We start from the raw sequence: 26,432 nt of genomic DNA, 5'->3' as shown, positions 1-26,432 counted from the left end.
TCGGCCGGGTGCTCGATGCGGTGGGCGCAACGCCCGTCGACGCGGGCAGCTGCCAGGTCGCGGTCACGCTGAGCGCCGGCGTCGTCTACCTGCCCTGCCCGGGGGCGGAAAGCGGCGCGCTCGACTGGCAAGGCGCGCTGCGCCTTGCCGACTGGGCGCTGTACCACGGCAAGGAGAACGGGCGCAACCAGGCCTGGATCGTCACCGGCCTGCTTGCGCCGGTGCCTGCCGTGCTCGCCGACCTGGACGGGGCCGGACACGGCAGCCTGCCGCCAGGTTTGCTGGACCTGCACTGCGTGCGCGGACCCCGCCAGCAGGATTCCGCCTAGCTTGCGCCGCGGCCCGGGGCTCGATTGCTCCAGGGTTCATCGAAATAGTCCTAAGTGCAACAAAGTGTGCATTTTCGACCACTTTCAGCATGCTATCGTCTCCCGGTTGCTTACCCTCCCACGGAGCACGCATGGCCGATAGTTGCACCTTCAGCTTTTACATCGAACTGCGCGACGACTTGTCGCCTCTCGAGCTGCATACGCTCGACTATCTGTTCAACGAGCGGCCCGACCCGCCCGACAGCTGGCCGCGGCATGCCTTCTTCGAGCTCGGCGCGCCGCCTTATCCGATGGGCGGTCCCAACATGTTCCCGGGCGGCGCCTATGTGTCGGCCTCGTGGCGCGCCAGCGACCATCCCGGCATGTTCTCCGGCGTGCACTTCACCTGTCCGAACCTGAAGTCCTACTGGTTCTACGAATATCATTTGTACCTGGCGAAGTGGCTGGCGACCCTCAGCTGTGCGCGCGGGCATGTCGGTTCGTTCAAGGACCAGGGCGATGCGAAAGGGTTGCCGTGGCTGTTCTTTGTGTATGACCGGCAGTTGTATATGGCGGAGATGAATTCGAGTTTGCCACTGGTGTCGCTGGAGACGGGGTGTGTTTGTCCGTGGCCGTGAGGGGCAGTTAGCGGATTTAGCGGTGGAATCAAAAAGGCTCCCGTTGGGAGCCTTTTTCGCGTGCAACCCCGGCTGAGCCAGCGCTGAACGGGCCCTGGAGGGCCCGGTGGGATTCGCCCACGTGCCACGGGCCGCCCGTGCGCCTGCAGGCGCACGGCTTCGAATCTTCCCCTTGGGGCCCACACGCAGGGCCCTCAGGGCCCTGCTCCTCTCCGCCAAGCAATGAAAAAAGGCCCCACGAGGGGGCCTTTTTTTATTGCCTGGCGGAGAGGGTGGGATTCGAACCCACGGTACGGTCACCCGTACGCCTGATTTCGAGTCAGGTACATTCGACCACTCTGCCACCTCTCCTGAATCGGTGTTGCGGTCGCTGCAAGAGGCCGCATTATAGCGACACTCTACCGGTTGTGGCAAGTTTATCGGCTTGCATTGTTTTAACCAGACCGGCGCTGCGCGGCCATGGCGCTGCGTTGCCCACGCAGTTCGCGTACACCCTTGCCCAGGCGTTTGCGCAGCAGGGTGCGCAGGGTGACGCCGTCGCGGTAGCCGACCAGTTCGGCGATGCGTTCGATCGGCTGGTCGCTCGTGCGCAGCAGGTGCACCGCCTGCTCGATGCGCAGGTCCTGCACATAGGCGACCGGTGTCTTGCCGACCACGTCCGACAGGCGGCGCGCCAGCGTGCGCTTGCTCGTCGCCAGCGCGCTTGCCGCCTCCTCGAGGCTGAAAACCGGGCCAGCCGCGCGCGTGCCCAGCGGTCGAAAGCGGAGACGAGCGCATCGTCGTGGGCCAGGTGATCGGCGATCACGTAGGCCGACTGCGCCGGACGCTCGTCGACGATCAGGTAGCGCGCCACCAGCGCCGCCAGGGCCGGACTGGCCTGGCGGATCACCCACAGCGCCAGGTCCAGGTGGCCGAGCGCGGCGCCGGCCGTGAGATACGGCCCTGAACTGACGACCATGCGCCTGGCGTCGAGCTTCACGTGTGGATAGCGCTCGCGAAAGAGCGGCGTCAGCCACCAGGTGCAGGTGGCCTCGTGGCCGTCGAGCAGGCCGCTTTCGGCGAGCACGAAGCTGCCGATGCAGGCGGCGCCGATGCGCGCGCCCTGCCCGGCCCAGTCGCGCAGGGCGCAAGCGGCGTCTGGACTTCGCCGCCGCCGAGCGTGCGCACCAGCGGCGCGGGCATCTTGTCGCCGGGCGCCGGCAGCAGGACCAGGTCGGGCACGCCGCATTCACCGGCCGGCACCACCGGCACCGTCATTCCCTGCGCCGTGCGTACGTCGGCGCGCACGCCGGCAAGCGTCACCCGGAAGCGCGGTTGCGGGCCTTCGAGCATGCCGGAGAGCTCGTTCGCCGTCTGGAAGGCATCGAGCATCGCGGCGAGACCCGTATCGAAGGCGCCGTTCAGGACGAGGACAAGGATGTGCATGGCAAGTTCGCTACCATAGAAGTCAATCCGGCCAGTATCTCATCGGCTGCCAGGTCTGTACAGTGGGCTTATTGGCGACGGCGTTCGCATATCCATCACGGGAGAAAACATGTACACGAAAGCACTGGTCGCCGGCTGGGGCGACATGGACTTCAACGCGCACATGCGCAACACCGCCTACCTCGACAAGTCGGCCGATGTGCGCATGATGTATTTCACGGAGCACGGCTTCCCGATGTCGGAATTCATGCGCCTGCAACTGGGGCCGGTCGTCATGCGCGACGAGGTCGAGTATTTTCGCGAGTGCCGGCTGCTCGACAGCATCGATGTGACGCTGGGCATTGCGGGACTGTCGGAGGACGGCAGCCGGATGATGCTGAGGAATGAGTTTTACCGGGAGGGGGTGCTGTGCGCGCGGGTGACGTCGACGGCGGGGTGGTTCGATCTGGCGAAGCGGAAGTTGACGGTGCCGCCGGAGGGGCTGGCGGGCTTGTTGAGGGGGTTGGAGAGGAGTGGGGATTATCAGGAGTTCGCGGGGAGTGTGAGGTAGGGGTGCGGGCTGCTCGGAGGTTACGCGTGGGCACAGGGTGCCCACCCTACGGGTATCGGCTATAACCGCAACGCCCACTGAGCCAGCGCAGAACAGGCCCCGGCGGGGCCTGATGGGATTCGCCCACGTGCCGCGGGCCGCCCCCGCGCCTGCAGGCGCGGGTCTTCGAATCCCACGCGCAGGGTCCGCAGGACCCTGCTCCTCTCCGCCAGCAAATAAAAAAGGCTCCCGAAGGAGCCTTTTTCATTTACTGGCGGAGAGGGTGGGATTCGAACCCACGGTACGGTCACCCGTACGCCTGATTTCGAGTCAGGTACATTCGACCACTCTGCCACCTCTCCTGGTAACCGGTCGCTTGTAATTCGCGAGAGGCCACATTATAGCAGCCGCTTGCGAAAACGGAAGAGCTATTTGCGCGTCGAGCTCACGCCGCCGGCGTCAGGCGCTCGAGGCCGCCCATGTAGGGACGCAGCACGTCCGGGATCGCCACGCTGCCATCAGGCTGCTGGTAGTTCTCCAGCACCGCGACCAGGGTGCGGCCGACCGCCAGGCCCGAGCCGTTCAGGGTGTGCAGCAGTTCCGGCTTGTTCTGGGCGTTGCGGAAACGCGCGCCCATGCGGCGGGCCTGGAAGGCTTCGCAGTTCGACAGCGACGAGATCTCGCGGTAGGTATTCTGTGCCGGCAGCCAGACTTCCAGGTCGTAGGTCTTGGCGGCCGAGAAGCCCATGTCGCCCGTGCACAGCGACATCACGCGGTAAGGCAAGCCCAGGCTCTGGAGGATGAACTCGGCCTGGCCGACCATTTCCTCGAGCGCCGCATACGATTGCTCCGGATGGACCACCTGTACGAGCTCGACCTTGTCGAACTGGTGCTGGCGGATCATGCCGCGGGTGTCGCGGCCGTAGCTGCCCGCTTCCGAGCGGAAGCACGGGGTATGCGCCGTCATGCGGATCGGCAGCGTGTCGAGTGCCACGATCTCGTCGCGCACGATGTTCGTCAGCGACACTTCCGAAGTCGGGATCAGGTAGAAGTGCTCGCCCTCGCCTTCCGCGCCGCCCTTCTTCACCGAGAACAGGTCGGCTTCGAACTTCGGCAGCTGGCCGGTGCCGCGCAGCGAATCGGCGTTGACCATGTAGGGTGTGTAGCACTCGGTATAGCCATGCTTTTCGGTGTGGGTGTCGAGCATGTACTGCGCCAGCGCGCGGTGCAGTCGTGCGATACCGCCGCGCATGACCGAGAAGCGCGAGCCGGTCAGCTTGGCCGCCGTGTCGAAGTCCAGGCCCAGCTTCTCGCCGATGTCGACATGGTCCTTCACCTGGAAGTCGAAGTGTGGCGGCGTGCCGATCTTGCGCACCTCGACATTGCCGCTTTCATCCACGCCCGCGGGCACGGACTCGTGCGGCAGGTTCGGCACCGCTTCCATGAAGCGCGCCAATTTTGCCTGCACCTCGGCCAGGGCCACTTCGTTGGCCTTCAGCTCGTCGCCCAGGCCCGCCACCTCCGCCATCACGCCAGCCGTGTCCTCGCCCTTGCCCTTCAGGACGCCGATCTGCTTCGACAGCGAGTTGCGCTTGCCCTGCAGTTCTTCGGTACGGGTCTGGATTGCCTTGCGCTCGGCTTCCATGGCGTTGAACGCGGCCACGTCGAGCTGGAACTTGCGCGCAGCGAGGCGGGCGGCGACGTTGTCGATGTCTTTGCGGAGGAGTTGGATGTCTATCATTATGGGTATCGGAGTATGAGGTCGGGCTGGCGGTATGTCGCGCAGTTTATCTATTGTGCAATTGTACCAAGCTGGCAGCGAATTCTCGGGCGGGATTTGTCAATTTCGGCGGGAACCGGACGAGGGCCGCGCGAGCAGCAAGGCCGCTTTCGCGGCGTAGAGAACGATCAGCGTACCGGCCAGGTCGCCGCCGGCCATGACGAGGAAACTACGCCACAGCTCATCCTTGCCGCCCTGCAAGGCAAACCACAGGTGGTGCAGACCTGGGCTGGCGATCGAGAACGCCAGCGCATAGAACAGCAGGCGCGGCGCCGACAGCCCGGCCAGGCTGGCGTTGCCTCCGTTGGAGGACAGGATGAAGCGGTAGACGAGATAGGGTGCGAGGGCGGCCAGGATGCCGCCGATAAAGGAACGCAGCGGATCGTCCGGAAAAAAGTAGCCGAAGCACACCAGCCAGGACGCGATCAGGATGCCAGCCGCGCCCGCTTCCGCGAACAAGAGCGTACTGAGAAGCTTGACGCCGGCGGGAAGGTAGACCCAGTTGATTCCCGGTGCGAACTCGAGCCGGGTGAACAGCAATTCGTTGAGGGCGATGGTGGCGAGGAACAACAGCACGGTGGCGCCGCACAAGGACAACTTGAACTTCACTTCTGGCATGAGCTCGCGGCGACTTCGGTAGAATAGGCAAAAGTGCCGTAAAAAAGATTATATCAAGAAACTTTATTTCAAAATCGACACATGACCGGATATGCCGACAAGCCTAGCTCACACCCCGGAAGCGCGCCTGCATGAGCAAGGCAACGCGCCCCGCTGATGTCTACCTGCGCTTCCTGAACCTGGCGCAGGCCCTGCGCGCCCTGCCCTCGCTGCCGCCGCTCGACCCGCTCGAGGAACGCATCCTGTCCATCGTCGGCCGCGCCCGCGAAGCGCAGCAGCGCCTGTGCGTGCGCGACCTGATGGCGCAGGCGGAACTGGGCGCCCCAGCCACCATCCATACCCGCATCAAGGGCATGCGCAAGAAAGGCTGGATCCTGCTGGCCGACACCGACGACACGCGCCGCAAGCAGGTGGACCTCACGCCGGCGGCCCTGGCCTATTTCGACCAGCTGTCGGGGTGCCTGATGCAGGCGGCGAAGTCGGACTGAGCGTCAAGGCCGCCGCCGTCGCTGCTCCCCGGAGCCCTCAATCCTCGCGCGCATCCTCGTCGAGCTGGCGCAGGAAGGCCAGCTTCTCGGCAATCTTCGATTCCACCCCGCGCGGCACCGGCTGGTACCAGCCCGGTTCCGGCATGCCGTCCGGCAGATAGGTTTCGCCCGCCGCATACGCGTTCGGCTCGTCGTGGGCATAGCGGTATTCATGGCCGTAGCCGAGTTCCTTCATCAGCTTCGTCGGCGCATTACGCAGGTGCACCGGCACCTCGCGCGACTTGTCCTTGCGCACGAACGCCATCGCCGCATTGAAGGCGTTGTAGCCGGCATTGCTCTTGGCCGCGATGGCGAGGTAAACCACCGCCTGGCCGAGGGCCAGCTCGCCTTCCGGGGAGCCGAGGCGTTCATAGGTGGTGGCGGCATCGTTGGCGATCTGCATGGCGCGCGGGTCGGCCAGGCCGATGTCTTCCCAGGCCATGCGCACGATGCGGCGCGACAGGTATTTCGCATCGGCGCCGCCATCGAGCATGCGGCACAGCCAGTAAAGCGCCGCGTCGGGATGCGAGCCGCGTACCGATTTGTGCAGGGCCGAGATCTGGTCGTAGAAATTGTCGCCACCCTTGTCGAAGCGGCGCGAATTCAGGGTCAGCGCGTTGTCCACGAAATCCGCGGTGATCGTCGTGATGCCGGAGGTCTCGGCCGAGGTCTTGGTCTGCTCCAGCAAGTTCAGGAAGCGGCGCGCGTCGCCGTCGGCATAGCCGATCAGGGTGTCGATGGCGATCTCGTCGAATTTCAGGTGCTTGAGCACGCGCTCCTGGGCGCGGGCAAGCAACTGGCGCATTTCGTCGTCGCTCAGGGCCTTGAGCACATACACCTGCGAGCGCGACAGCAAGGCCGAGTTGACCTCGAACGAAGGGTTTTCGGTCGTGGCGCCGATCAGGGTCACGAGGCCGGACTCGACGAAAGGCAGCAGCGCGTCCTGCTGCGACTTGTTGAAGCGGTGGATCTCGTCGATGAACAAGATCGTGTGCTTGCCGCGCGCCAGGTACTGCTCGGCCTGCTCGACCGAGGCGCGGATATCCTTCACGCCCGACAGCACGGCCGACAGGGCAATGAATTCGCAATCGAAGGCATAGGCCGTCAGGCGCGCCAGCGTGGTCTTGCCCACGCCCGGAGGGCCCCACAGGATCATCGAATGGGGTTTGCCCGACTTGAACACGAGGTTCAGGGGCTTGCCGGGACCGAGCAGGTGGCTCTGGCCGATGACCTCGTCGATGGTGCGCGGACGCAGGGCTTCGGCCAGCGGCGCCGCCGGTTCGTTCCTGAACAGGTCATCCACGGCGCGCTCCCGTGAGCCGCGACGGATAGCGGAATTGTTGCGAATGGTTGTGCATGCGACTAGTGTAGCCGATGCTGCCTGTGCGGGCTGCGCACCGCGATGGCGCGCACGCTTGAGACAGGCAAAGGCACCCACGGCGTTTTCATGGAAGCGCTGCCACTATAATCCGCTTTTCCCCTGGAGTTCCGGATGAAGAAAGCCCCTCCCGTCCTGATGATGCAGGACGTCTGGTTCCGCTGGACCAAGGCGACACGTGCCGCTGCCGATGCCGGCACGCGGCTGGCGGTGCCGCGGGTGCACCCCCTGCCCCAGCTGACGGCGGAAGCGAACGAGGCGACGATCCGTCACGAGGTGATGGTGCACGAGTCAAACGGCTTCGTGCCGGTGCATCGCGTGGGAAGGATCAAGGACCCGGACTGGGACCGCGCGCGCCCAGGGCACCCGGACAACGTGGTCGCCCGCGCGAGCGGCGAGCGTTTCATCGTGTCGCTGCAGCCGCCCTGGGCCAGCATGCTGACGACCAAATGGCCCGCCTGGCTGCCCTCGCCCCTGTTCGAGGGCGGCGTCGGCGACAGCATCCGCATCGACTGGAACGGACGCTTCCGCTCGTCCCTGTTCGGCTCGGACCGCTCCTACTTTTTCGAGGAGCACACGGTCTGGGTGACGCTGGTCGCCGCGCCGACCGATGGGGTCTTCGTCGGGCTTGAACCAGGCAAGCACATCGACCTGCGCACGCAGATCTATTGAACCAGGCGCACCCGCGCCAACCCGACAATTGTTTATCAGGACAACAACTGTTTACTGCCGGCTGACCTCGGCGCCTTTTGGGATCTCGAACTTGAACTGCTGGGCGCCCAGCGCGGGATTGCGCTGGAAGCTGGTGAATTTCAGGACCGAGGTCTGGCCGAAGGTGTCCTTCAGTTCCATCGCTTCCGGCGCGCCGTTGCGCATGCCGATGCTGATCTGCTCGAAGGTGGTGTCGCGCGCCTTGGGCACGGCGTTCAGCCATTCCAGGCCGTCGCGCGTTCCCGCTTCCGACAGCGTGAAATTCTTTTCCAGATCATTGCTGCCGAACAGGATCGCCGCAGGCGACGAGCCGAGAGCATTGCCGAGCTTGCGCACGGTAACCTGGTTCAGGTCCTTGTCGTAGATGTAGAGCTGGTCGCCGTCGGCCTGCAGCACCTGTTCGTAGGGCTTCTGGTAGTTCCAGATGAACTTGCCGGGGCGGGCGAAGACGAAGCTGCCGCTGGAGGCGGGCGTGGCCTTGCCGTTGGCGGATTTCTTCAGTTGTTGCTGGGTGAATTCGCCCTTGGCGGACTTGGTGCCGGCGACGAAACTCTTGAACTGGTCGAGGGCGGCCGCGTGGGCGGCGCCTGAGAGCGCCAGGGCGGCGGCGATCAAGAGAGCGATGGTGTTTTTGGTGTTGGGCATCGGGGTCCTTTGGTTCAGTAATCGTGGGTGCAGGATAGACGGGAAACGACGCGGTGTCGGCTGGGCATTTAACGCAGTGCGGATGCTGGCAGCCGGCGGTCGCTTTGCGGTGTGCAGCAGTACGACCGCGTGGGCACGGGGTGCCCACCCTACGGTTCCTGGCACCACGGCCGGCCGCAACGGCTTTACTCCGCCTGCGTTGCCGGCACGAGGATGTCGCGGTTGCCGTTGCTTTGCATCGGCGAGACCACGCCGCTTTGCTCCATCTGCTCGAGCAGGCGCGCGGCGCGGTTGTAGCCGATGCGCAGGTGGCGCTGCACGAGCGAGATCGAGGCGCGGCGGTTCTTCAGCACCACCGCCACGGCCTGGTCGTACATGGCGTCGGACTCGCCGCCGCCTTCGCCGGCCATGGCATCGCCCCCACCGCCGGCACCGCCCTCTTCCAGCGTCCCGCCTTCCAGGATGCCTTCAATGTAATTCGGCTCGCCCAGCGATTGGAGATGTTTTACAACTCGATGCACTTCGTCGTCCGAGACAAAGGCGCCGTGCACGCGCACGGGCAGGCCGGTACCGGGCGGCATGTAGAGCATGTCGCCCATGCCGAGCAGGGCTTCCGCGCCCATCTGGTCGAGAATCGTGCGCGAGTCGATTTTCGAGCTCACCTGGAAGGCGATGCGGGTCGGGATGTTCGCCTTGATCAAGCCGGTGATGACGTCCACCGATGGGCGCTGGGTCGCGAGGATCAGGTGGATGCCGGCGGCGCGCGCCTTTTGCGCGATACGGGCGATCAGCTCTTCCACTTTTTTACCCACGACCATCATCAGGTCGGCCAGTTCGTCGATGATGATGACGATGGTCGGCAACTTGGCCAAAGGCTCGGGATTGTCCGGCATGATCGAGAACGGATTCGGGATGTGCTCCTCGCGCTTGGCCGCGTCCGCGATCTTCGTGTTGTAGCCGGCGAGGTTACGCACGCCGAGTTTACTCATCAGCTTGTAGCGGCGCTCCATCTCGTTCACCGCCCAGTTCAGCGCATGGCCGGCCTGGCGCATGTCGGTCACGACCGGCGCCAGCAGGTGCGGAATGCCTTCATAGACCGACATTTCGAGCATCTTCGGGTCGATCAGGATCAGGCGCACGTCGGCCGGGTCGGATTTGTAGAGCAGCGACAGGATGGTGGCGTTGATGCCCACAGACTTACCGGAACCGGTGGTACCGGCCACCAGCAGGTGCGGCATCTTGGCCAGGTCGGCCACCACGGGTTTACCGGCGATGTCCTTGCCCAGCGCCACCGTCAGGTTCGAGGCGCTGTCGTTGTAGACCTTGGAGCCGACGATTTCCGTCAGGCGCACGATCTGGCGCTTCGGATTCGGCAGTTCCAGGGCCATGTAGTTCTTGCCCGGGATGGTTTCGACCACGCGGATGGAAGTGAGCGACAGCGAACGCGCCAGGTCGCGCGCCAGGTTGACGATCTGGCTGCCCTTCACGCCGGTCGCCGGCTCGATCTCGTAGCGGGTGACAACCGGGCCCGGGTAAGCCGCGACAACCTTGGCTTCCACGCCGAAGTCGTGCAGCTTCTTCTCGATCAGGCGGCTGGTGAATTCCAGGGTATCGACGGCCACGGTTTCCTGCACCGGCGGCGCTTCGTCCAGCAAGGACAGCGGCGGCAGCGGCGAGTCGCCCGGCAAGTCGCGGAAGAGCGGCGTCTGCTGCTCCTTGACGGCGCGCTCGCCTTTCGGCACCGACAGCATCTGCGCTTCGATCTTGATCGGCGACGGCAGGTGCTCGGCAGCTGCGGTTTGCGCCGCGGTGGCGAACGCTGGCGTTGCAACGGGCACGTCGAGCACCGGCTCGGCACGGCCAGTATCGGCACGGCCAGTATCGGCACGGCCAGTATCGACACGCTGGGGCTCGACGGGACGAACCGGCTCGGCACGCGGCGGCGCACTGCGCGGCGCCGGACGGTTTGGTGCCACCTCGTCGAATTCGATCAGTTCAGGCTCGGCACGGCCGGGCACCTGACCAGGCGCCTTGTCGTTGCGCGCACGTTCGCTCACCAGCGCTTCGTCGCGCGCCACGGCAGCGGCTTCGCCCTGGCGGCGGTCTTCGCGGTCTTCATAGCGCAGGCGGAACCAGTCGATGGTGCTTTCCACCGCCTCGCCGATGCGTTCGGCCACGGCCAGCCAGGACACCTGGAAGAAGAGCGAAAAGCCCAGGCCGAAGAGCAGCAGCAGGAGCAGGGTCGCGCCGGTGAAGCCGAAGGCGACCTGGGAGGCCTGGCCGAGGATCTGGCCCAGCACGCCGCCGGGCGCGCGCGGCAATTCCACCTTCCACTGCCAGAGGCGCAGGTATTCCAGGCCCAGGCTGCCGGTAAACATGATGGCAAAGCCGATCCAGCGGACGATGAACTCGTCCTGGTGCTCCGGTTCCCTGGGCGTGGCCAGCTTGTCGGTCAGGCGGCGGTAGCCGCGCCAGACGGCGCGCAGGAACAGCACGCCCCACCACCAGGCGGAGAAACCGAATATGAACAGTAACAGGTCGGCAATCCAGGCACCGGCCTTGCCGCCCAGGTTGGAGATCGACGCGACCGTGTTGGCATGCGACCAGCCCGGATCCGACTTGTTGTAGCTGAGCAAAATCATGACGAAATACAGGAATGCGACCGCCATGGCGATCCAGCGCGCTTCCAGCAGGAGGCGCGCGAGACGGCTTGGCATCGGCGTGCGCGCCGACGCGTTGCGGGGACCATTCACGACAGGGGTGGGACTCTTCTTGCTCATGCTGCTAGTGCTGATGGGTTCGCTTTTGCGGAATCTGTCATTCTAAGCCATATATGGGCGCCGGGGCCGTCCATTCATGCTTGACTGCATCATCGTCTATAATCTGCGTTGCTAATCTGCGAGCGCCTGGCGACTTGATTCTGCAGCCCGCGCCCCCAGTTTCCCACTTCCCTTACACTCACTCGCACCCCATGACCACTACGAAACACGCCAAAGTCCTGATCCTCGGTTCCGGTCCCGCCGGCTACAGCGCTGCCGTGTATGCGGCCCGCGCCAACCTCTCCCCGATGCTCGTGACCGGCGTCGAGCAAGGCGGCCAGCTGATGACCACGACCGACGTCGAGAACTGGCCAGGCGATCCGCTGGGCGTGCAGGGTCCGGAACTGATGCAGCGCCTGCTGCAGCACGCCGAGCGCTTCAATACCGAAATCGTGTTCGACCACATCCATACGACGTATTTGAACGAGAAGCCGATTCGCCTGGTTGGCGACTCGCACGAATTCACCTGCGACGCCCTGATCATCGCCACCGGCGCCTCGGCCCAGTACCTCGGCCTGGAATCGGAACAGGCCTTCATGGGCCGCGGCGTGTCGGCCTGCGCCACCTGCGACGGCTTCTTCTACCGCAACCAGGAAGTGGCCGTCATCGGCGGCGGCAATACCGCGGTCGAGGAAGCCCTGTACCTGGCCGGCATCGCTTCCAAAGTGACCTTGATCCACCGCCGCGACAAGTTCCGCGCCGAGCCGATCCTGGTCGACCGCATGATGCACAAGGTCAGCGAAGGCAAGATCGTGCTGGAACTGAACCAGACCCTGGACGAAGTCCTGGGCGACAATAGCGGCGTGACCGGCCTGAGGCTGAAGTCGGCTGCCGACGGAAGCACGAAGGACCTCACCGTGCACGGCCTGTTCGTGGCGATCGGCCACAAGCCGAACACGATGATCTTCGAAGGCCAGCTGGAAATGCACAACGGCTACATCAAGACCCGCAGCGGCACCGAGGGCATGGCCACGGCCACCAGCGTACCGGGCGTGTTCGCGGCCGGCGACGTCCAGGACCACATCTACCGCCAGGCGATCACGAGCTCGGGCAGCGGCTGCATGGCCGCGCTCGATGCGCAGCGTTACCTGGAGGCCCTGGAAGATTCGTGATGCTGGAGGGGCATGAAAGAGTTTGCTGACCTGAAGGCCCTGCGCGACCGCCTCCGCGAGGAAGAGCGGCTGCGCGCCATCGAACAGGCCGAGCGGGAAAAACAGGAACGCATCGCGCGCGAACGCGCCGTCGAGTTCCAGGGCGCGATGTCCGGCGTGAAGAAAATGCCGGAATCGAACCGCTACGTCTACCGTCCGGTCCAGGAAGCGCTGCTGCGCGAGGGGAAACAGCCCCGTGTCCAGCGCACCCAGGCCGAGGACGATGCCCTGGTCATGCAGCAGTCGCTGTCGGACCTGTTCGACGTCGACGGCCTGCTCGACGACGATCCTACCCTGTCGTACGCGCGCGAAGGCGTCGGGCCCGATGTGGTGAAAAAGCTGCGCAAACGCCGCTGGCCCGTGCAGGACGAACTCGACCTGCACGGCATGACGCGCGACGTCGCGCGCGGCCAGCTGGGTGACTTCGTGCACCGCTCGGTGCGGCGCGGCGTGCGCTGCGTGCGCGTCATCCATGGCGTCGGCTACGGTTCGCCGAACGGCGAGCCGGTGCTGCGCTCGGTCGTGCACAGCTGGCTGGTGCAGATGATTGATGTCGTCGCCTTCTGCGTGGCCGGCCGCGCCGACGGCGGCCAGGGCGCGCTGATCGTGCTGCTGCGCCCCGCCCTCGACCTGTAAACCCCTGTCCGCGCCGGCCTTCCTGGCGCCGCGGCGCGCTTGCTCCCGACCAGTCGTCCGGCGCCCACCGATCCCCCGTTATACTATTGGCTCCTGCCGGCCCGTACCTGTTCATCCGTGGCTCGCCCAATATAAGGGAAGCGAATTGAAGACAGTCCAGGCCGAGCCGATGCCCGTCCCCCGCCAGGTCGACCTGGCAAATTGCGCCGACGAGCCCATCCACATTCCGGGCTCGATCCAGCCGCACGGCTTCCTGCTCTTCATGGATGCGGCCGGCAAGCTCGAAGGCTGGAGCGGCAATGTGCCGGGCGCGCTGGGCGCGCTGCTGCAACTCGCAGGCCCTGCACCGGTCTTCCCCTGCCCGCAGTCGCCCTCGACCTGATTGCCGACTGCACCGCGTCGCTGAGCGAGGGCGAATGCCCGCCGGCGATGGCCGCCGTCACCATAGCCGGGCGCGACTACGACGCCATCGTGCATGGCACGGCCGGGCGCATCGTCGCCGAATTCGAAACGCGCGCGGTCCGCGCCGATGAAGTGGCCCTGTTCGCCGTCAAGGCCCACAGCTCGATCGAGCGGGTGCGGCGCCAGCGCAGCATCGAAGGCCTGCTCGAGACGGCCGTGCGCCAGGTGCGCGAGTTCACCGGCTTCGACCGCGTGATGGCCTACCGCTTCCGTCCCGACGACAGCGGCGACGTGGTGGCCGAAGCACGCCGCGACGACCTGCAGCCTTTCCTTGGCCAGCGCTACCCGGCCGGCGACATTCCGGCCCAGGCGCGCCGCCTGTATGTACTGAACACCCTGCGCATGATCGCCGACATCGGCTACGCGCCGGTGCCGCTGCTGGGCGCGCCGGGCGCGGCGCCGCTCGACATGCGCTTCGCCGTACTGCGCAGCGTCTCGCCGGTGCACGTCGAATACCTGCGCAACATGGGCGTGCATGCTTCGATGAGCGTGTCGATCGTCATCAATGGACGCCTCTGGGGCCTGATCGCCTGTCATCACATGGCACCGAAAATCGTGCCCTACGCGATCCGCATGGCGGCCGACGTGCTGGCGCAGGTGATGGCCTCGACCATCCAGAGCATCGAAGCGCGCCTGGACGCCGAGCTGGTCGAACGCACCGCGCGCGTGCGCACCGATCTCGTCGAATCGCTGCTGGTCGACGAGGAACCCCGGACGCGCTGGCGCGCCATGCCGAGGCCCTGCTGGGCGCCACCGGCGCGCAGGCGATGGTGTGCCTGCACAACGGCAAAATCGTCCATCACGGCCCCATCGAGCGCGCCATCGCCGAGGCGATCGCCTGCTCGCTGCCGGCCGACGCACTCGACCTGCTGGCGCGCGATCACACGGACGAGTGGCCCGAGGCCCTGCAGCCGCTGCTGGGCAAATGGGTCGGCATGCTGGCCCTGCCCTTCGATCCGCCCGGCGGCGGCTGGTGCCTGCTGCTGCGCACCGAGCAGATCGAACACGTGTCCTGGGCCGGCCGTCCGGAAAGAGCGTCGAATTCGGGCCGCTGGGCGCGCGCCTGACGCCGCGCGGGTCGTTTGACGCCTGGCACGAGACCGTGGCCGGGCGCGCCCACCCACGGGAAGCGGCGGTGCTCGACAATGCCCGCCTGATGCTGTCGGAACTGCTGCGCGCCTCGAATGCGCGGCGCGCCCAGCTCGACTCGACCCGCGCCCAGCTGCTGGCCATGCTGGGGCACGACCTGCGCGACCCGCTCAATTCGATCAACATGGCCGGCACCCTGCTCGAACGTAGCAAGGCCCAGCCCACGCTCGGCAAGCGCATCCAGTCCTCCAGCAACCGCATGCAGCGCCTGATCGGCCAGGTGCTCGACATGAGCCGCATCGACGGCGGCCTGGGGCTGGGCATGATCCTCGAGCCGCTCGACCTGGCTGCGCTGGCCGAAGACCTGGTCGAGGAGATGCGCCTGGCCTACCCGGCCATTCGCTACGAGTACGCCAGGCCCGGCCCGACGCCGGTGCGTGCCGATAGCGGGCGCATATCGCAGGTGCTGTCGAACCTGTTGAGCAATGCACGCCACCATGGCCAGGTGGGCAGTCCGATCCGGGTGGCGCTGGCCGCCCACGCCGGCTGGGCGATGCTGGAAGTGAGCAACGCCGGCGAGCCGATCGGCGACGAACAGGCGGCCACCCTCTTCAATCCCTTCAAGCGCAGCTCACTGCACAATCCGCGTAACCGCAGCGGCATGGGCCTGGGCCTGTATATCGTCGCCACCATCGTGCGCGAACACGAGGGCGAAATCGCCTACCGCCACGAGGATGGGCAAGTGGTGTTTTCGGTGCGCCTGCCGCTGGCGGAAACCGAACGCGCCGGTCCCGACCTGAGCCGGCACGCCAGTGCACCCGCCGGCGGCAAACTTCGTCCTACCATCCGGGCTGCATGACATGTTAGGCTAGCAACATGCCAACAGCCTCCAAGCCCGCATGACCCTCATCAAGTTCATCGAGATCGTGGCGATCCTTGTCGGCGCCTTTTCCGGCTTCATCGAAGCGCGCCGCAAACGCATGGACCTGGTGGGCGTGTTCACCGTTGCCTTCATCGCCGCGTTCGGCGGCGGCACCCTGCGCGACATCCTGCTCGACCGCCGCCCCCTGTTCTGGGTCACGCACCAGGAATACGCAATCGCCATTTTTGTCCTGGCCCTGATCGCCTCGCCGCTGATCCGCACACTGCGCCACATCGTATCCGAACGCCTGATCGTCATTGCCGACGCCGTCGGCCTGGGCCTGTTCTCGGTGGCCGGCGTCTCGGCGGCGCTGGACGCCGGCATGCCCCTCTTCATCGCTTCGATGATGGGCGTGATCACCGGCATTTTCGGTGGCGTCCTGCGCGACATCGTCTGCAACGAGGTACCGATGGTTTTCCGCGACGGCAAACCCTATGCCATCTGCGCCTTCCTCGGCAACTGGATGTTCCTGCTGATGGGGCTGTACACGGGCGTGTCGCATGATTTCGCCCTGTGGACCAGCGCGCTCTTCATCAGCGCACTGCGCTTGATTACCTGGAAGTTCGATGTACAGGTGGGGCGCTAGGAAGCCTGGCACACCGCGCCCGCGCACCCGCTGCACGAGCTTTCACCCAATGTGTTGCCACACAGCAACATTTAATTGGAAAAGTGCCTTTCTCGCCTGGTGTTCTCCCCCACGCATGTGTTTTGCATGACGCTGTCACGTACCATTCGTCAACGAACCGTCACGTAAAGTCCATCACTTTTCCAGGCTGACGCTTCTACTTCGACAAGCACGCCCGCTGCCTTGAAAGCATCCGAATGACGATCGACGAACCGACCCTGATGATGGTACTTGGCGCAGCCTCGCTCACTGCAAGTGCCATGTTCTTCACGCTGCATGCCTCCGCACGCCATATCGCCGGCGTGCGCCTGTGGGCCTTCGGGACACTTGCCGTCGGATTCGCGGTCATCCTCGACGGCCCACGGCTGATCGAAAACTGGCAATGGGCTTCGCTCCTGTTTAACATTCCACTGGGCCTGGGCCAGGCCTTCTTCCTGGTCGGAACGGCGCAGTTCGTCGGACGGCCCTGTCCCAAGTGGCTGCTGCCCGCGCTGGCGGCGCTCGTGGTCATGCTCACGCTGGTGTTCACGCTGCTGCTGCCCGACAGCGTGCCCCGTATCGCCTCTCTCTCCTCCTTCCAGGCTGCTACCAACGCGTTCACCTCATGGCTGCTCTGGCGCCATCGCGAAGCGCGGTCGCGCTATGCCTACGCGGTTGCGTCCGTGGTGACGCTTGCACAGGCGGGCTCCGCACTGGCACAGGCGTTGTTTGTCCTGACGAGCCCCGTGGCGATCACCTATGCGGCACCCGAGCTCCCGATCGTGAATATCGTTACCTGGGTTGCGACGATGTCGAACATTTTGATCGGCAACTGGATCCTGTTCCTGCTCGTCATGCTCCGCCTGGTGGGCGAATTGCGGGCCGCTGCCGGGAACGACGCGCTGACGGGGCTTCTGAACCGGCGTGGGCTGCGCCTGCACGTCGACGGCCTGCTGGAAGCGGAACGGTCGACGACCTCGCTGGCCGTCTTGCTACTCGACGTCGACCATTTCAAGCGCATCAATGACGAGTACGGGCACGAGGTGGGCGACAAGGTCCTGGCCACGATGGGCGAGGTCCTGCACGGCCTGGGCGGCGCCCATGCCGTCCCTTGCCGATGGGGCGGCGAGGAGTTCTGCTTCGTCGTCGACGGCTTCACCGGCCGGTCCCTGTCCGACCTTGCCGAGCAGGCCAGGCAGGGCTTTCACCGGATGACGCAATCCCTGCTCCCTGCCGGCGCGACGGTCAGCATCGGCCTGGCAGCCATGCGGGTCGATCATGGTTTCGAGTTCTCCAGGCTGGTGGCGCTCGCCGATACCCAGCTCTACCTGGCGAAACATGGCGGCCGCAACCGGGTATGCGGCGCCAGTGTCGGCCTGGACAACGCGGCACCCGGATTCATGATCTGACTCGGCGCCTGGCGGGCATGGTGCACGCCAGCCCGGAACCTGCTCCGACAGATCGTCAGTGCCGATCCGGGACATGGAAGGTCTTGGAAGTTCGGGTAGCAAGGATGGGCAGGCACCGGCCTCGTGCTAGAATGGCCTCCGGTGCCCACCATACTTGCACACGAGTAGAAACAGGCTGCCTTTCCCCATCGTCGTCAAAACCAATCCGTGACCGCCGTCATTCGGACCTTCAACGTGTGCGCTCTTCCGAATATGGCGAACAACTGGAGAGGTTTTCATGACTGTCAAAGCATTTGCATATTTCATTCAGGCGCAGCTCAAGTCCAGCGCTGGGCTCGATGTCCGGCGATCGCATGTCTACGAGCTGCTAGCCGCGTCTTACGGCTTCAACTCATTCGCGGCGCTGCATCGAGACCACATCTTCACCGAATGGCCGGGTGACCAGGCCCGCCCTGCCCTGCATGAATGGCTCCTGCGCGAGCGCTGCACACGGCTCCGGCTCGATACCGGCCGCATCACGACCGTGCTGCCCCCAATGCTGGCGGCGGCACATATCGCACCGATGGGGCTGTCGACACTGTTCGATCTGATCCGGGACGGCGATCTGGAGACCGTGTCTCCTGGCCTGCTCGAGGCTGTACGACACGCTGCCGACGCCGGCCATGGCGAAGCGCACTGGATTCTTGCTGGACTCTATGATCCCCACGAAATCCAGGCAAGCGCGTACTGGTATGCCCGGCAGCAGGCAGGAAAGATGCTGTCCGGTGTCGAGGCCGAATGGGCCGACAATGAACGAAAGCGACGTGAATACGCGCTGCTTCAGGAGCAGCATCTGGCCGCCGCCGCACGCTTGGGCCACCTTGAGGCGCGCAGGGTGCTTGCGGAACGATCGGACGATCCCCGCGAGTGGTACACGCTTGCCGCCAGTGCAGGTGACACCAGCGCAATGCGCGCCCTGGTAGAAGACGACCAGGACGATCCGCAACAGCGCTGGACCTGGATTTACCTGGCGCGCTTGCTGGGTAACGATGTGCTTGCAAGCACTCTGCGAGCTTATCACGAGGATGGCTCGGACTATGACGACGATGTCGGCGGTCCGCTCCATGTTGCAGGAGGAGAGGCACTCGAGGTCGAGCCGCTCGACGCAGCGTCGGATCGGGCGGCGCGCGAAGCGGCACAAGCACTGTTTGAATCGATCCCGCGCGCCGACCTGGATGACGAAGGCGCACGCACGGACGAGGACTGGTAATCATCGGCGGGCGCGCTGGCTGGCATGGCCAGCGCCCGCCGCATCCTACACCGCGTCCGCCCCGGTCTCGCCGGTACGGATGCGGATCACCTGCTGCACATCCTGCACGAAGATCTTGCCGTCGCCGATCTTGCCGGTGCGCGCGGCCTTGATGATGGCGTCGACCACCTGGTCGACGATGGCGTCGTCTACCACGACTTCGATCTTCACCTTCGGCAGGAAGTCGACCACGTATTCGGCGCCGCGATACAGTTCGGTATGGCCCTTCTGGCGGCCGAAGCCTTTTACCTCGGTCACGGTCAGGCCGGTGACGTTCACGTCGGCCAGGGCCTCGCGCACTTCGTCGAGTTTGAAAGGTTTGATTACGCAGGTAATCTGCTTCATGTCTGCTCCTTTTCTGGTAATGGTTTGTCGCGCGCTCAGTCGGGAATCTTCTTCAGTTCGTCCAGCCACACGGTGGCTTCGGAGTCGCTCGGTGCGCGCCAGTCGCCGCGCGGGGACAGCGAGCCGCCGTTGCCGACCTTCGGCCCGTTCGGCACGCAGGTGCGCTTGAACTGGCTGGTCTTGAAGAAGCGCCACAGGAAGATGCCCAGCACGCGCTTGATCGTGGCCAGGTCGTACTCGTTGCGGGCGCCGTGTTCTTCCGGCCAGTGGCCCTCCTCCCTGGCACGCCAGGCCGACCAGGCGAGGAAGGCCACCTTGGTGGGCGCAAAGCCGTAGCGCAGGATGTAGTAGAGGTTGAAGTCCTGCAGCTCGTAGGGGCCGATCACGTCCTGGGTGCTTTGCGCCGGCTTGTCGTCGTTCTCTTTGCCCGGCACCAGCTCGGGGCTGATCTCGGTCTCCAGGATGTTGATCAGGACTTGCGCCCCGCCCTTCACGACCGCTTCGGTCTCGGCCACCCAGCGCACCAGGTGGGCGATCAGGGTCTTGGGAACGCTGGCGTTCACGTTGTAGTGCGACATGTGGTCGCCCACGCCGTAGGTGCACCAGCCCAGGGCGAGTTCGGACAGGTCGCCGGTGCCGATCACGATCGCGCCCAGGTGGTTCGCCAGGCGGAACAGGTGGTTCGTCCGTTCGCCCGCTTGCACGTTTTCGAAGGTGACGTCGTACTGCTCCTCGCCTTTCGCGAACGGGTGGTCGAGGTCTTCCAGCATCTGCAGGCAGCTGGGGCGGATGTCGATTTCCCGGGCGCTGCAGCCGACGACGCGCATCAGCTCGTGCGCCTGCTTGAGCGTGCGCCCGCTGGTGGCAAAGCCCGGCATGGTATAGGCCAGGATGTTCGTGCGCGGCAGGCCGAGGCGGTCCATGGCGGCGGCGCAGACCAGCAGCGCATGGGTCGAATCGAGCCCGCCGGAGACGCCGATCACCACCTTCTGGATGCCGCTGGAAGACAGGCGCTGGATCAGGGCCTGCACCTGGATGTTGTAGACCTCGGTGCAGCGCTCGTCGCGCAAGGCGCGGTTGGCCGGCACGTAGGGGAAGCGCTCGATCTCGCGGTTCAGCAGCAGGCGGCCTTCGAGGGGCAGCGCCAGCGGGAAGCGCGTCACGCGGAAACTGGCCACCTGCTCGGCATGGCGGCGGGCCGACTGGGCGAAGGTCGTGGCGCGGATGCGTTCCTGCGACATGCGCTCCAGGTCGACGTCGGCGAAGATCAGGTGGGACTCGTCGAGGAAACGTTCGGACTGGGCCAGCAGATCGCCCTTCTCGTAGATGAGCGCCTGGCCATCCCAGGCCATGTCGGTCGTCGATTCGCCGCGTCCGGCCGAGGTGTACAGGTAGGCCGCCATGCAGCGCGCCGACTGCTGCGACACCAGCTGGTGGCGGTAGGTGCTCTTGCCGACCAGGACGTTCGAGGCCGAGAGGTTGATGAGCACCGTGGCGCCGGCCATGGCCGCGTACGAGGATGGCGGCACGGGCACCCATGCGTCTTCGCAGATCTCGACGTGAAAGCGCAAATTTGGCAGGTTCTCGACCTCGAACAGCTGGTTCGGGCCGAAAGGCACGTCTTCACCGAACAGGCGCACCGCATCGACGGTCGCGCAATCGGCGGCGGAGAACTGGCGCGACTCGTAGAATTCGCCGTAGTTCGGCAGGAAGCTTTTCGGGACCAGGCCGAGCACGCGGCCATTCGCGACCACCGCCGCACAATTGAACAGCTGGTGATTGACCCGCAGGGGCAGGCCCACTACCATCGCCAGGGGCAGGCTGGTCGAGGCCTCGACGATGGCGGCCAGTGCCGCTTCGCAGGCATCGAGCAGCGCGCGCTGGTGGAACAGGTCTTCGCAGCTGTAGGCGGACAGTCCCAGCTCGGGAAACGCGACCAGCGCGGCGCCTTCTTTCGCCGCCTGGCGCGCCAGGTTCAGGGTCTGCTCGACGTTATAGGCCGGGTCGGCGATGCGGCAGCGCGGGATGGCCACGGCCACGCGCGCAAAACCGTGCGAGTACAAGTTTAAAAATCGGTCGTTCATCTTGGCCTTTCGCGTGTCGAAGTGCGCGGAAAGCGCGGCGAACGCCAGGCAGCCCGGCCACGCACGAGGCGCGGGTTGCGCACCCCTGCCGCATACATATTTCGCGCACTTCCTTCGAGGGTTGAAGCTTTTGAATTATCGCACGCATATCGTTTCTTCCCTGTCCGAGATAGGCGAGGCCGCATGGGACGGCCTGCTGGCCCGGCAAGCCGAAGCGAACCCCTTCCTGTCGTATGCCTTCCTGCATGCCCTGCACGAGTCCGGCAGCGCCGCGCCCGATACTGGCTGGCAGCCGCAGTACATCGCGCTCTACGACGGCGAGGCACTTGCCGCCGCGCTGCCGCTCTACGTCAAGGACCACTCCTACGGCGAATATGTGTTCGACTGGGCCTGGGCCGATGCCTATCAACGCCATGGGCTCGACTACTACCCGAAGCTGCTGGCCGCGGTGCCGTTCACGCCGGTGGCCGGCCCGCGCCTGCTGGCGCGCGACGACGCCGCCCGCGCCGCGCTGATCGCCGTACTGCAGGCGGCCCAAGAGGCCATGGACGTCTCGTCCACGCACATCCTGTTCCCGCCCGAGGAGCACGCGCGCCAGCTCGAGGCGGCGGGGTTCCTGCTCCGGAGCGGCGTGCAGTTCCACTGGCTCAACCGCGGCTATGCGAACTTCGAGGACTTTCTCGCCACGCTGGAGGCGAAGAAGCGCAAGAACATCCGCGCCGAGCGCCGGAAAGTGCGCGAGGCGGGCGTGACGCTGCGCCGCGTGCGCGGGGTCGACGCGGTCGATGCGGACTGGGTGTTCTTCAACCGCTGCTACCGCCACACGTACGCGGCGCATTACTCGACGCCCTACCTGAACCTCGATTTCTTCCGCCGCATCGGTGCGAGCATGCCGGAGAATATCCTGCTCGTCATCGCCGAGCGCGGCGGCCGGCCGATCGCCTCCTCGCTCGTGATCCACACGGAAGACACGCTCTACGGACGCTACTGGGGCGAACTGGAACACGTGCCCTGCCTGCATTTCGAGTGCGCCTATTACCAGCCGCTGGAATTCTGCATCGAGCAAGGCATCGCGACCTTCGAAGGCGGCGCCCAGGGCGAGCACAAGATGGCACGCGGCTTCCTGCCGACGCGCACCTTCTCGGCCCACTGGCTCGCGCACCCGGCGTTCGCGGACGCGATCCAGAACTTCCTCGCACGCGAGGCGGGTGGGATCGATGAGTACATGAGTGAGCTCAACGAGCGCAATCCGTTTCGGTAGCGTGGGCACTCCGTGCCCACGCGAATCGGTGCGGCATGTTGACGTCAGACACTGATCAACGTACTAGGGTGGGCGAGGCTGCCGAGGCACTCCCTGCCCACGCCATGTTCGGTAACGGCTCCGATTTCGTGCCGGATGATTCGGCTGCCAACCATCACCGCGTGGGCACGGAGTGCCCACCCTACACGAACAATGAGGGCTGGCTGTCGGCGTAATCGCGCAGCAAATTCCACACCACTTTCACGCGGCGCAGCCGGTACAGGTCGGTGGGCGCGGCCAGCCAGAACGAGCGCTCGGCGAAGAAGCCCGGCAGCACCTGCACCAGCCTGCCATCGTCGGGCACCGCATAGGGCGGCGCCATCATCAGGCCCATGCCGAGCGAGGCCGCCTCGATCTGCGCCGTCATGCCCGAGCAGCACAGGCGCCGGCGCGGCGTGAAGCCCAGTTCGTCCAGGTAGGACAGTTCGCGGCTGGCCAGTCGGTCCTGTACGTAGTCGACGAAATAGTGCTGGGCCAGGTCCGCCTGGGTGCGGATCGGCGGGTGCTTGGCCAGGTAGGCCGGCGAGGCATACAGGTAGAAGCGGAAGGACGCCAGGCGCGTGACCATGTAGCGCCCGGTCGTGGGCGGATCGAGCATCACGCCCAGGTCGGCTTCGCGATTGGCCAGGTTGGCAAAGCGCGGCAATGCCAGCAGGTCGATGGTGAGGTCGGGATTGGCATCGAGCAGCCCCACCAGCAGCGGCGCCACCACCTTGACCCCGAACACTTCCGGCACGCCCGGGCGCACCACGCCGTGGGCGGCTACTTCCGCCCCGCCCAGCTGTTCGGCGGCGGCCAGCGCCGCGCCTTCCATCGCCTCGGCATGCGGCAGCAGGGCCAGTCCCATCTCGGTCAATTCATAGCCTTCGCGCGAGCGGTCGAATAACGTCGTGCCGAGTTCCTTTTCCAGGCGGTCGATGCGCCGCGCCACGGTGGTGTGCTCGACATCGAGGCGGCGCGAGGCGCCCGACAGGGTGCCGGCACGGGCCAGCTCGAGGAAAAAACGCAGGTCGGTCCACTCAGGCAGGGTATTCATTGGCGCACTTGTTCTAGATCAAGACGCCCTATTGTGCACCAGTGCACATTCCTCCCGCAATCTATTCCCGTATGCAGGTTTGAGGGCACGTAAATTGTGCGTTTGCAGCATTTGCCCTCGACAGCGCAGGCCCCAAAACGGTGCCGGGGCCTGTGCATTCACGCACAAGGGGTGGGCGCGCTGTTATCTTTTCAGCCAGACCGAACCGGAGCACACTGCATGGCGTGCGAATCCAAGCATGCCGCCATACCAAAAATTAGGAGACACAAGATGCGCCTGACAAAGAACAAAACGTACAACATGAAGCTGATCAGTTCCGCCGCCGCCCTGCTCGCGCTGTCGAGCAGCATGGCCGGCATGGCCCACGCCCAGCAGTCGGCAGGCGCGCCCGCTCCCGATGGCGAGAATGCCTCCGGCGTCCAGAAAGTGGTCGTCACCGCCCGCCGCCGCGAAGAGTCGCTGCAGGACGTGCCGGTGTCGGTCACGGCCTTCTCCGCCGACCAGCTCTCCAAGCAGGGCGTGCCGGACGTGACCGCGCTGGCCCTGGCCCTGCCGAACACCACCCTGAAAGCCTCGCGTGCGACCAACTCCACGCTGACCGCCTTCATCCGCGGTGTCGGCCAGGCCGACCCGCTGGCCGGCTTCGAGTCGGGCGTGGGCATCTACATCGACGACATCTACCTGGCGCGTCCGCAGGCGGCCGTGGCCGACATCTACGACGTCGAGCGCATCGAAGTGCTGCGCGGTCCGCAGGGCACCCTGTACGGCCGCAACACCATCGGCGGCGCGGTCAAGTATGTCACCCGCAAGCTCGGCTCCAAGCCCGACCTGCGCCTGCGCGCCACCGTCGGCGACTATGGCCAGATCGAAGGCGTCGCCACGGCCAGCACCCCGGTCACCGACAGCCTGCGCATCGGCGGCACCGTGGCCCGCTTCAAGCGCGACGGCTTCGGCAAGAACCTCTACACCGGCGCCGAGAACTACGACAAGGACGTCACCGCCCTGCGCCTGTCGACCGAGTTCACGCCCACCCCGGACCTGTTCATCCGCATCGCCGCCGACGGCACCCAGGACGACTCGAGCCCGAAGAACGGCCATCGCCTGACGGTCGGCCGCACCAGCGGCGCCCCGATCCTCGAAAACGAATTCGACACCCGCGCCAGCCTGACCCGCGCGCTCGGCCACGAGCAGGAAGTGAAGGCCTACGGCGTCTCCGCCCTGGTCGAATACCGCATCAACGACCAGTTCACGGTCAAGTCGATCACCGCCAGCCGCAAGGACAAATCGTACGCGCCGATCGACTTCGACGCCCTGCCGGTCGTCGACATGGAAGTGCCGGCCCTGTACAAGAACGAACAGACCAGCCAGGAATTCAACCTGACCTACACCGGCGACCGCATCCAGGGCGTGGCCGGTATCTATTACATCGACGCCCAGGCCTACAACAAGTTCGACACCATCCTGGCCGGCGCCTTCCCGAGCTCGACCTTCACCAGCGGCGACATCGGCACCAAGGCCTGGGCTGCCTACATCGACGGCAGCTACAACCTCACCGATTCCCTCAGCCTGTCGCTGGGCGGACGCTACACCGTCGACAAGCGCACCGCCTCGATCTACCGCCAGATCTACCTGGGCCTGAACGGCACCCCGGAAATGGGCAACCCGAACGCCATCCTGTTCCGCACCGATACCGACCTGCGCAACGGCCTGGAGCGCGAGGACAAGAAGTTCACCCCGCGCATCGCCCTGAACTACAAGATCAACCCCGACCACAACGTCTACGCGTCCTATGCCGAAGGCTTCAAGGGCGGCGGCTTCGACCCGCGCCTGAACGTGGTCGGCACCCGCATCCCGCTGGCCCAGGCCCGCGCCGGCTATGCGCCGGAAACCATCGAAACCTATGAGCTGGGCCTGAAGTCCGCCTTCAACGGCGGGCGCATCACCACCAATGCCGCCCTGTTCTACAGCGACTACCAGGATGTGCAGATCCCGGGCTCGGTGGCGATCGACACCAACGGCGACGGCGTCGACGACAGCTTCGCCGGCGTCACCACGAATGCCGGCAAGGCCAAGATCAAGGGCGTGGAACTGGAGGCGGTCGCCAACCTGACGCGCGACTTCATGGTGGCCGGCATGGTCAGCTACATCGATGCCGAGTACAAGGAGTACATCGTGGCCGGCGTGAACGTGGCCAACCAGCGCGTCTTCCAGAACACCCCGCGCAACTCGGCCAACCTGCGCGCCAACTACGACATCGCCCTGCCGCTCTTCGGCGCCAACGGCAAGATCTCGCTGATCGGCAGCGTTTCCTACAAGGGTGCCACCAACCAGTTCGAGACCCGCTCGGTGCTGGACCAGGAGTCGTACAAGCTGTATGACGCCAGCGTGATCTGGACCCGCGCCGACGGCAAGATCCGCGCCGGCATCCACGGCAAGAACCTGAGCGACGAGCGCTACAAGACCGCCGGCTACCTGTTCCCGACCCTGGGCAACGAGGGAACGCTGACGGCCTTCTACGGCAACCCGCGCACGGTGTCGGCGACCCTCGAGTACCGCTTCTGACGGCCCGCTCCTGACGAACGATCGGGCGGCAGGCACGCGCCGCCCCGGTCGACGGCAGGACGGCACCTGCAGCCACCACATCCTGCAGGAACAACCGCCGCCACAGGGCGCCCGCCGCGCCCTGCGGATGGCCCCTTCTTTTCGAGCATCACAGGATTTGAGCCAG

At 65.5% G+C, this 26,432-nt stretch carries 22 protein-coding genes, 2 tRNA genes and 3 pseudogenes; 16 read left to right on the top strand and 11 right to left on the bottom strand.

The genetic code is table 11. The features are described 5' to 3' along the window. Positions 1-8 precede the first annotated feature (8 nt). A complete protein-coding gene (locus tag G4G28_RS09265; RefSeq protein WP_183108274.1) occupies positions 9-329 on the top strand; it encodes a GGDEF domain-containing protein in 321 nt (106 codons plus the stop codon). 131 nt (positions 330-460) lie between these two features. Then, positions 461-946 (top strand): hypothetical protein, encoded by a 486-nt coding sequence (locus tag G4G28_RS09260; protein ID WP_182988039.1) that lies wholly within the window; start codon positions 461-463, stop codon positions 944-946. A 261-nt stretch (positions 947-1,207) separates the two neighbouring features. On the opposite strand, the gene G4G28_RS09255 is transcribed toward G4G28_RS09260, so the two are convergent. Both G4G28_RS09255 and G4G28_RS09250 read right to left on the bottom strand, forming a co-directional pair. Then, positions 1,208-1,297: transfer RNA gene (locus G4G28_RS09255), tRNA-Ser, on the bottom strand. Positions 1,298-1,380: 83 nt separating this feature from the next. Next, positions 1,381-2,371: pseudogene (locus G4G28_RS09250) on the bottom strand (GlxA family transcriptional regulator). Between the two features lie 109 nt (positions 2,372-2,480). Here G4G28_RS09250 and G4G28_RS09245 point away from each other — a divergent pair. Next, positions 2,481-2,921, top strand: coding sequence for a thioesterase family protein (locus tag G4G28_RS09245; RefSeq protein ID WP_182988038.1), 441 nt, complete (start codon positions 2,481-2,483; stop codon positions 2,919-2,921). A gap of 251 nt (positions 2,922-3,172) precedes the next feature. Here G4G28_RS09245 and G4G28_RS09240 read toward each other — a convergent pair. The 3 genes from G4G28_RS09240 to G4G28_RS09230 all read right to left on the bottom strand — a co-directional run bounded on the left by G4G28_RS09240 (position 3,173) and on the right by G4G28_RS09230 (position 5,298). Further along, positions 3,173-3,262 (bottom strand) — tRNA-Ser (locus G4G28_RS09240). A gap of 83 nt (positions 3,263-3,345) precedes the next feature. Beyond that, positions 3,346-4,641: a serine--tRNA ligase gene (gene serS / locus G4G28_RS09235; protein ID WP_182988037.1), complete on the bottom strand. Its 1,296-nt coding sequence runs from the start codon at positions 4,639-4,641 to the stop codon at positions 3,346-3,348. Between the two features lie 99 nt (positions 4,642-4,740). Then, positions 4,741-5,298 (bottom strand): hypothetical protein, encoded by a 558-nt coding sequence (locus tag G4G28_RS09230; RefSeq protein ID WP_182988036.1) that lies wholly within the window; start codon positions 5,296-5,298, stop codon positions 4,741-4,743. Positions 5,299-5,429: 131 nt separating this feature from the next. On the opposite strand from G4G28_RS09230, the gene G4G28_RS09225 reads away from it, so the two are divergent. Continuing rightward, positions 5,430-5,786 carry a winged helix-turn-helix domain-containing protein gene (locus tag G4G28_RS09225; protein WP_182988035.1) on the top strand — a complete coding sequence of 119 codons (357 nt, stop codon included), beginning with the start codon at positions 5,430-5,432 and terminating at the stop codon, positions 5,784-5,786. Positions 5,787-5,823: 37 nt separating this feature from the next. Here the strand turns inward: G4G28_RS09225 and G4G28_RS09220 are convergent, their stop codons facing one another. Next, complete coding sequence (locus G4G28_RS09220) at positions 5,824-7,128, bottom strand: replication-associated recombination protein A (RefSeq protein ID WP_182988034.1); 1,305 nt, start codon at positions 7,126-7,128, stop codon at positions 5,824-5,826. Positions 7,129-7,317: 189 nt separating this feature from the next. Between G4G28_RS09220 and G4G28_RS09215 the strand changes: the two genes are divergently transcribed. After that, positions 7,318-7,875 (top strand): hypothetical protein, encoded by a 558-nt coding sequence (locus G4G28_RS09215; protein WP_182988033.1) that lies wholly within the window; start codon positions 7,318-7,320, stop codon positions 7,873-7,875. 51 nt (positions 7,876-7,926) lie between these two features. Here the strand turns inward: G4G28_RS09215 and lolA are convergent, their stop codons facing one another. Next, positions 7,927-8,559 carry an outer membrane lipoprotein chaperone LolA gene (gene lolA / locus G4G28_RS09210; protein ID WP_182988032.1) on the bottom strand — a complete coding sequence of 211 codons (633 nt, stop codon included), beginning with the start codon at positions 8,557-8,559 and terminating at the stop codon, positions 7,927-7,929. A 185-nt stretch (positions 8,560-8,744) separates the two neighbouring features. Beyond that, positions 8,745-11,339: a DNA translocase FtsK gene (locus tag G4G28_RS09205; protein WP_182988031.1), complete on the bottom strand. Its 2,595-nt coding sequence runs from the start codon at positions 11,337-11,339 to the stop codon at positions 8,745-8,747. 191 nt (positions 11,340-11,530) lie between these two features. On the opposite strand from G4G28_RS09205, the gene trxB reads away from it, so the two are divergent. The 9 genes and pseudogenes from trxB (at position 11,531) to G4G28_RS09175 (ending at position 18,900) form a co-directional block, all read left to right on the top strand. Then, complete coding sequence (gene trxB, locus G4G28_RS09200; protein ID WP_182988030.1) at positions 11,531-12,490, top strand: thioredoxin-disulfide reductase; 960 nt, start codon at positions 11,531-11,533, stop codon at positions 12,488-12,490. Between the two features lie 12 nt (positions 12,491-12,502). Further along, positions 12,503-13,165 carry a Smr/MutS family protein gene (locus G4G28_RS09195; protein ID WP_182988029.1) on the top strand — a complete coding sequence of 221 codons (663 nt, stop codon included), beginning with the start codon at positions 12,503-12,505 and terminating at the stop codon, positions 13,163-13,165. A gap of 145 nt (positions 13,166-13,310) precedes the next feature. Then, positions 13,311-13,547, top strand: coding sequence for a hypothetical protein (locus tag G4G28_RS25650; RefSeq protein ID WP_229424939.1), 237 nt, complete (start codon positions 13,311-13,313; stop codon positions 13,545-13,547). A 47-nt stretch (positions 13,548-13,594) separates the two neighbouring features. Continuing rightward, positions 13,595-14,170: pseudogene (locus G4G28_RS25645) on the top strand (GAF domain-containing protein); the annotation flags it as partial. Beyond that, a pseudogene (locus G4G28_RS28135) lies at positions 14,080-14,747 on the top strand (hypothetical protein); the annotation flags it as partial. The pseudogenes G4G28_RS25645 and G4G28_RS28135, both read left to right, overlap by 91 nt. Before the next feature lie 36 nt (positions 14,748-14,783). Beyond that, positions 14,784-15,575: a sensor histidine kinase gene (locus tag G4G28_RS25635; RefSeq protein WP_374039795.1), complete on the top strand. Its 792-nt coding sequence runs from the start codon at positions 14,784-14,786 to the stop codon at positions 15,573-15,575. 40 nt (positions 15,576-15,615) lie between these two features. After that, positions 15,616-16,224, top strand: a complete 609-nt coding sequence (locus G4G28_RS09185; protein WP_182988028.1) for a trimeric intracellular cation channel family protein — start codon at positions 15,616-15,618, stop codon at positions 16,222-16,224. Positions 16,225-16,460: 236 nt separating this feature from the next. Beyond that, positions 16,461-17,651 (top strand): diguanylate cyclase, encoded by a 1,191-nt coding sequence (locus G4G28_RS09180; protein ID WP_182988027.1) that lies wholly within the window; start codon positions 16,461-16,463, stop codon positions 17,649-17,651. 277 nt (positions 17,652-17,928) lie between these two features. Further along, positions 17,929-18,900 (top strand): hypothetical protein, encoded by a 972-nt coding sequence (locus G4G28_RS09175; RefSeq protein ID WP_182988026.1) that lies wholly within the window; start codon positions 17,929-17,931, stop codon positions 18,898-18,900. A 45-nt stretch (positions 18,901-18,945) separates the two neighbouring features. Here the strand turns inward: G4G28_RS09175 and G4G28_RS09170 are convergent, their stop codons facing one another. Together G4G28_RS09170 and G4G28_RS09165 are read right to left on the bottom strand one after the other, a co-directional pair. After that, positions 18,946-19,284 carry a P-II family nitrogen regulator gene (locus G4G28_RS09170; RefSeq protein WP_056339716.1) on the bottom strand — a complete coding sequence of 113 codons (339 nt, stop codon included), beginning with the start codon at positions 19,282-19,284 and terminating at the stop codon, positions 18,946-18,948. Positions 19,285-19,319: 35 nt separating this feature from the next. Further along, the gene (locus G4G28_RS09165; protein WP_182988025.1) at positions 19,320-21,368 is read right to left on the bottom strand and encodes an NAD(+) synthase; all 2,049 of its coding nucleotides are present in this window, start codon (positions 21,366-21,368) and stop codon (positions 19,320-19,322) included. A gap of 130 nt (positions 21,369-21,498) precedes the next feature. Here G4G28_RS09165 and G4G28_RS09160 point away from each other — a divergent pair, with 130 nt between their 5' ends. After that, positions 21,499-22,629: a GNAT family N-acetyltransferase gene (locus G4G28_RS09160; RefSeq protein ID WP_183108273.1), complete on the top strand. Its 1,131-nt coding sequence runs from the start codon at positions 21,499-21,501 to the stop codon at positions 22,627-22,629. Positions 22,630-22,810: 181 nt separating this feature from the next. Here the strand turns inward: G4G28_RS09160 and G4G28_RS09155 are convergent, their stop codons facing one another. Continuing rightward, positions 22,811-23,704 carry a LysR family transcriptional regulator gene (locus G4G28_RS09155; RefSeq protein ID WP_183108272.1) on the bottom strand — a complete coding sequence of 298 codons (894 nt, stop codon included), beginning with the start codon at positions 23,702-23,704 and terminating at the stop codon, positions 22,811-22,813. Positions 23,705-23,974: 270 nt separating this feature from the next. Between G4G28_RS09155 and G4G28_RS09150 the strand changes: the two genes are divergently transcribed. Continuing rightward, positions 23,975-26,266 carry a TonB-dependent receptor gene (locus G4G28_RS09150; protein WP_182988023.1) on the top strand — a complete coding sequence of 764 codons (2,292 nt, stop codon included), beginning with the start codon at positions 23,975-23,977 and terminating at the stop codon, positions 26,264-26,266. Positions 26,267-26,432: the final 166 nt, after the last annotated feature.

The organism is Massilia sp. Dwa41.01b (genome assembly GCF_014171775.1).
In the GTDB taxonomy this organism is placed as follows: Bacteria; Pseudomonadota; Gammaproteobacteria; order Burkholderiales; family Burkholderiaceae_D; genus Telluria.
Note: the sequence above shows the minus strand (reverse complement) of the source record. Positions and strands in the feature narration are given on the sequence as shown.

Excerpts from the sequence above, each read along its gene's own strand:
- G4G28_RS09155 (WP_183108272.1), bottom strand. The coding sequence starts at position 23,704 with ATGAATACCCTGCCTGAGTGGACCGACCTGCGTTTTTTCCTCGAGCTG.
- trxB (WP_182988030.1), top strand. The coding sequence starts at position 11,531 with ATGACCACTACGAAACACGCCAAAGTCCTGATCCTCGGTTCCGGTCCC.
- G4G28_RS09195 (WP_182988029.1), top strand. The coding sequence starts at position 12,503 with ATGAAAGAGTTTGCTGACCTGAAGGCCCTGCGCGACCGCCTCCGCGAG.
- G4G28_RS09170 (WP_056339716.1), bottom strand. The coding sequence starts at position 19,284 with ATGAAGCAGATTACCTGCGTAATCAAACCTTTCAAACTCGACGAAGTG.
- G4G28_RS09185 (WP_182988028.1), top strand. The coding sequence starts at position 15,616 with ATGACCCTCATCAAGTTCATCGAGATCGTGGCGATCCTTGTCGGCGCC.
- G4G28_RS09205 (WP_182988031.1), bottom strand. The coding sequence starts at position 11,339 with ATGAGCAAGAAGAGTCCCACCCCTGTCGTGAATGGTCCCCGCAACGCG.
- lolA (WP_182988032.1), bottom strand. The coding sequence starts at position 8,559 with ATGCCCAACACCAAAAACACCATCGCTCTCTTGATCGCCGCCGCCCTG.
- G4G28_RS09175 (WP_182988026.1), top strand. The coding sequence starts at position 17,929 with ATGACTGTCAAAGCATTTGCATATTTCATTCAGGCGCAGCTCAAGTCC.
- G4G28_RS25635 (WP_374039795.1), top strand. The coding sequence starts at position 14,784 with ATGCTGTCGGAACTGCTGCGCGCCTCGAATGCGCGGCGCGCCCAGCTC.
- G4G28_RS09215 (WP_182988033.1), top strand. The coding sequence starts at position 7,318 with ATGAAGAAAGCCCCTCCCGTCCTGATGATGCAGGACGTCTGGTTCCGC.
- G4G28_RS09180 (WP_182988027.1), top strand. The coding sequence starts at position 16,461 with ATGACGATCGACGAACCGACCCTGATGATGGTACTTGGCGCAGCCTCG.
- serS (WP_182988037.1), bottom strand. The coding sequence starts at position 4,641 with ATGATAGACATCCAACTCCTCCGCAAAGACATCGACAACGTCGCCGCC.
- G4G28_RS09225 (WP_182988035.1), top strand. The coding sequence starts at position 5,430 with ATGAGCAAGGCAACGCGCCCCGCTGATGTCTACCTGCGCTTCCTGAAC.
- G4G28_RS09260 (WP_182988039.1), top strand. The coding sequence starts at position 461 with ATGGCCGATAGTTGCACCTTCAGCTTTTACATCGAACTGCGCGACGAC.
- G4G28_RS09245 (WP_182988038.1), top strand. The coding sequence starts at position 2,481 with ATGTACACGAAAGCACTGGTCGCCGGCTGGGGCGACATGGACTTCAAC.
- G4G28_RS09165 (WP_182988025.1), bottom strand. The coding sequence starts at position 21,368 with ATGAACGACCGATTTTTAAACTTGTACTCGCACGGTTTTGCGCGCGTG.
- G4G28_RS09230 (WP_182988036.1), bottom strand. The coding sequence starts at position 5,298 with ATGCCAGAAGTGAAGTTCAAGTTGTCCTTGTGCGGCGCCACCGTGCTG.
- G4G28_RS09150 (WP_182988023.1), top strand. The coding sequence starts at position 23,975 with ATGCGCCTGACAAAGAACAAAACGTACAACATGAAGCTGATCAGTTCC.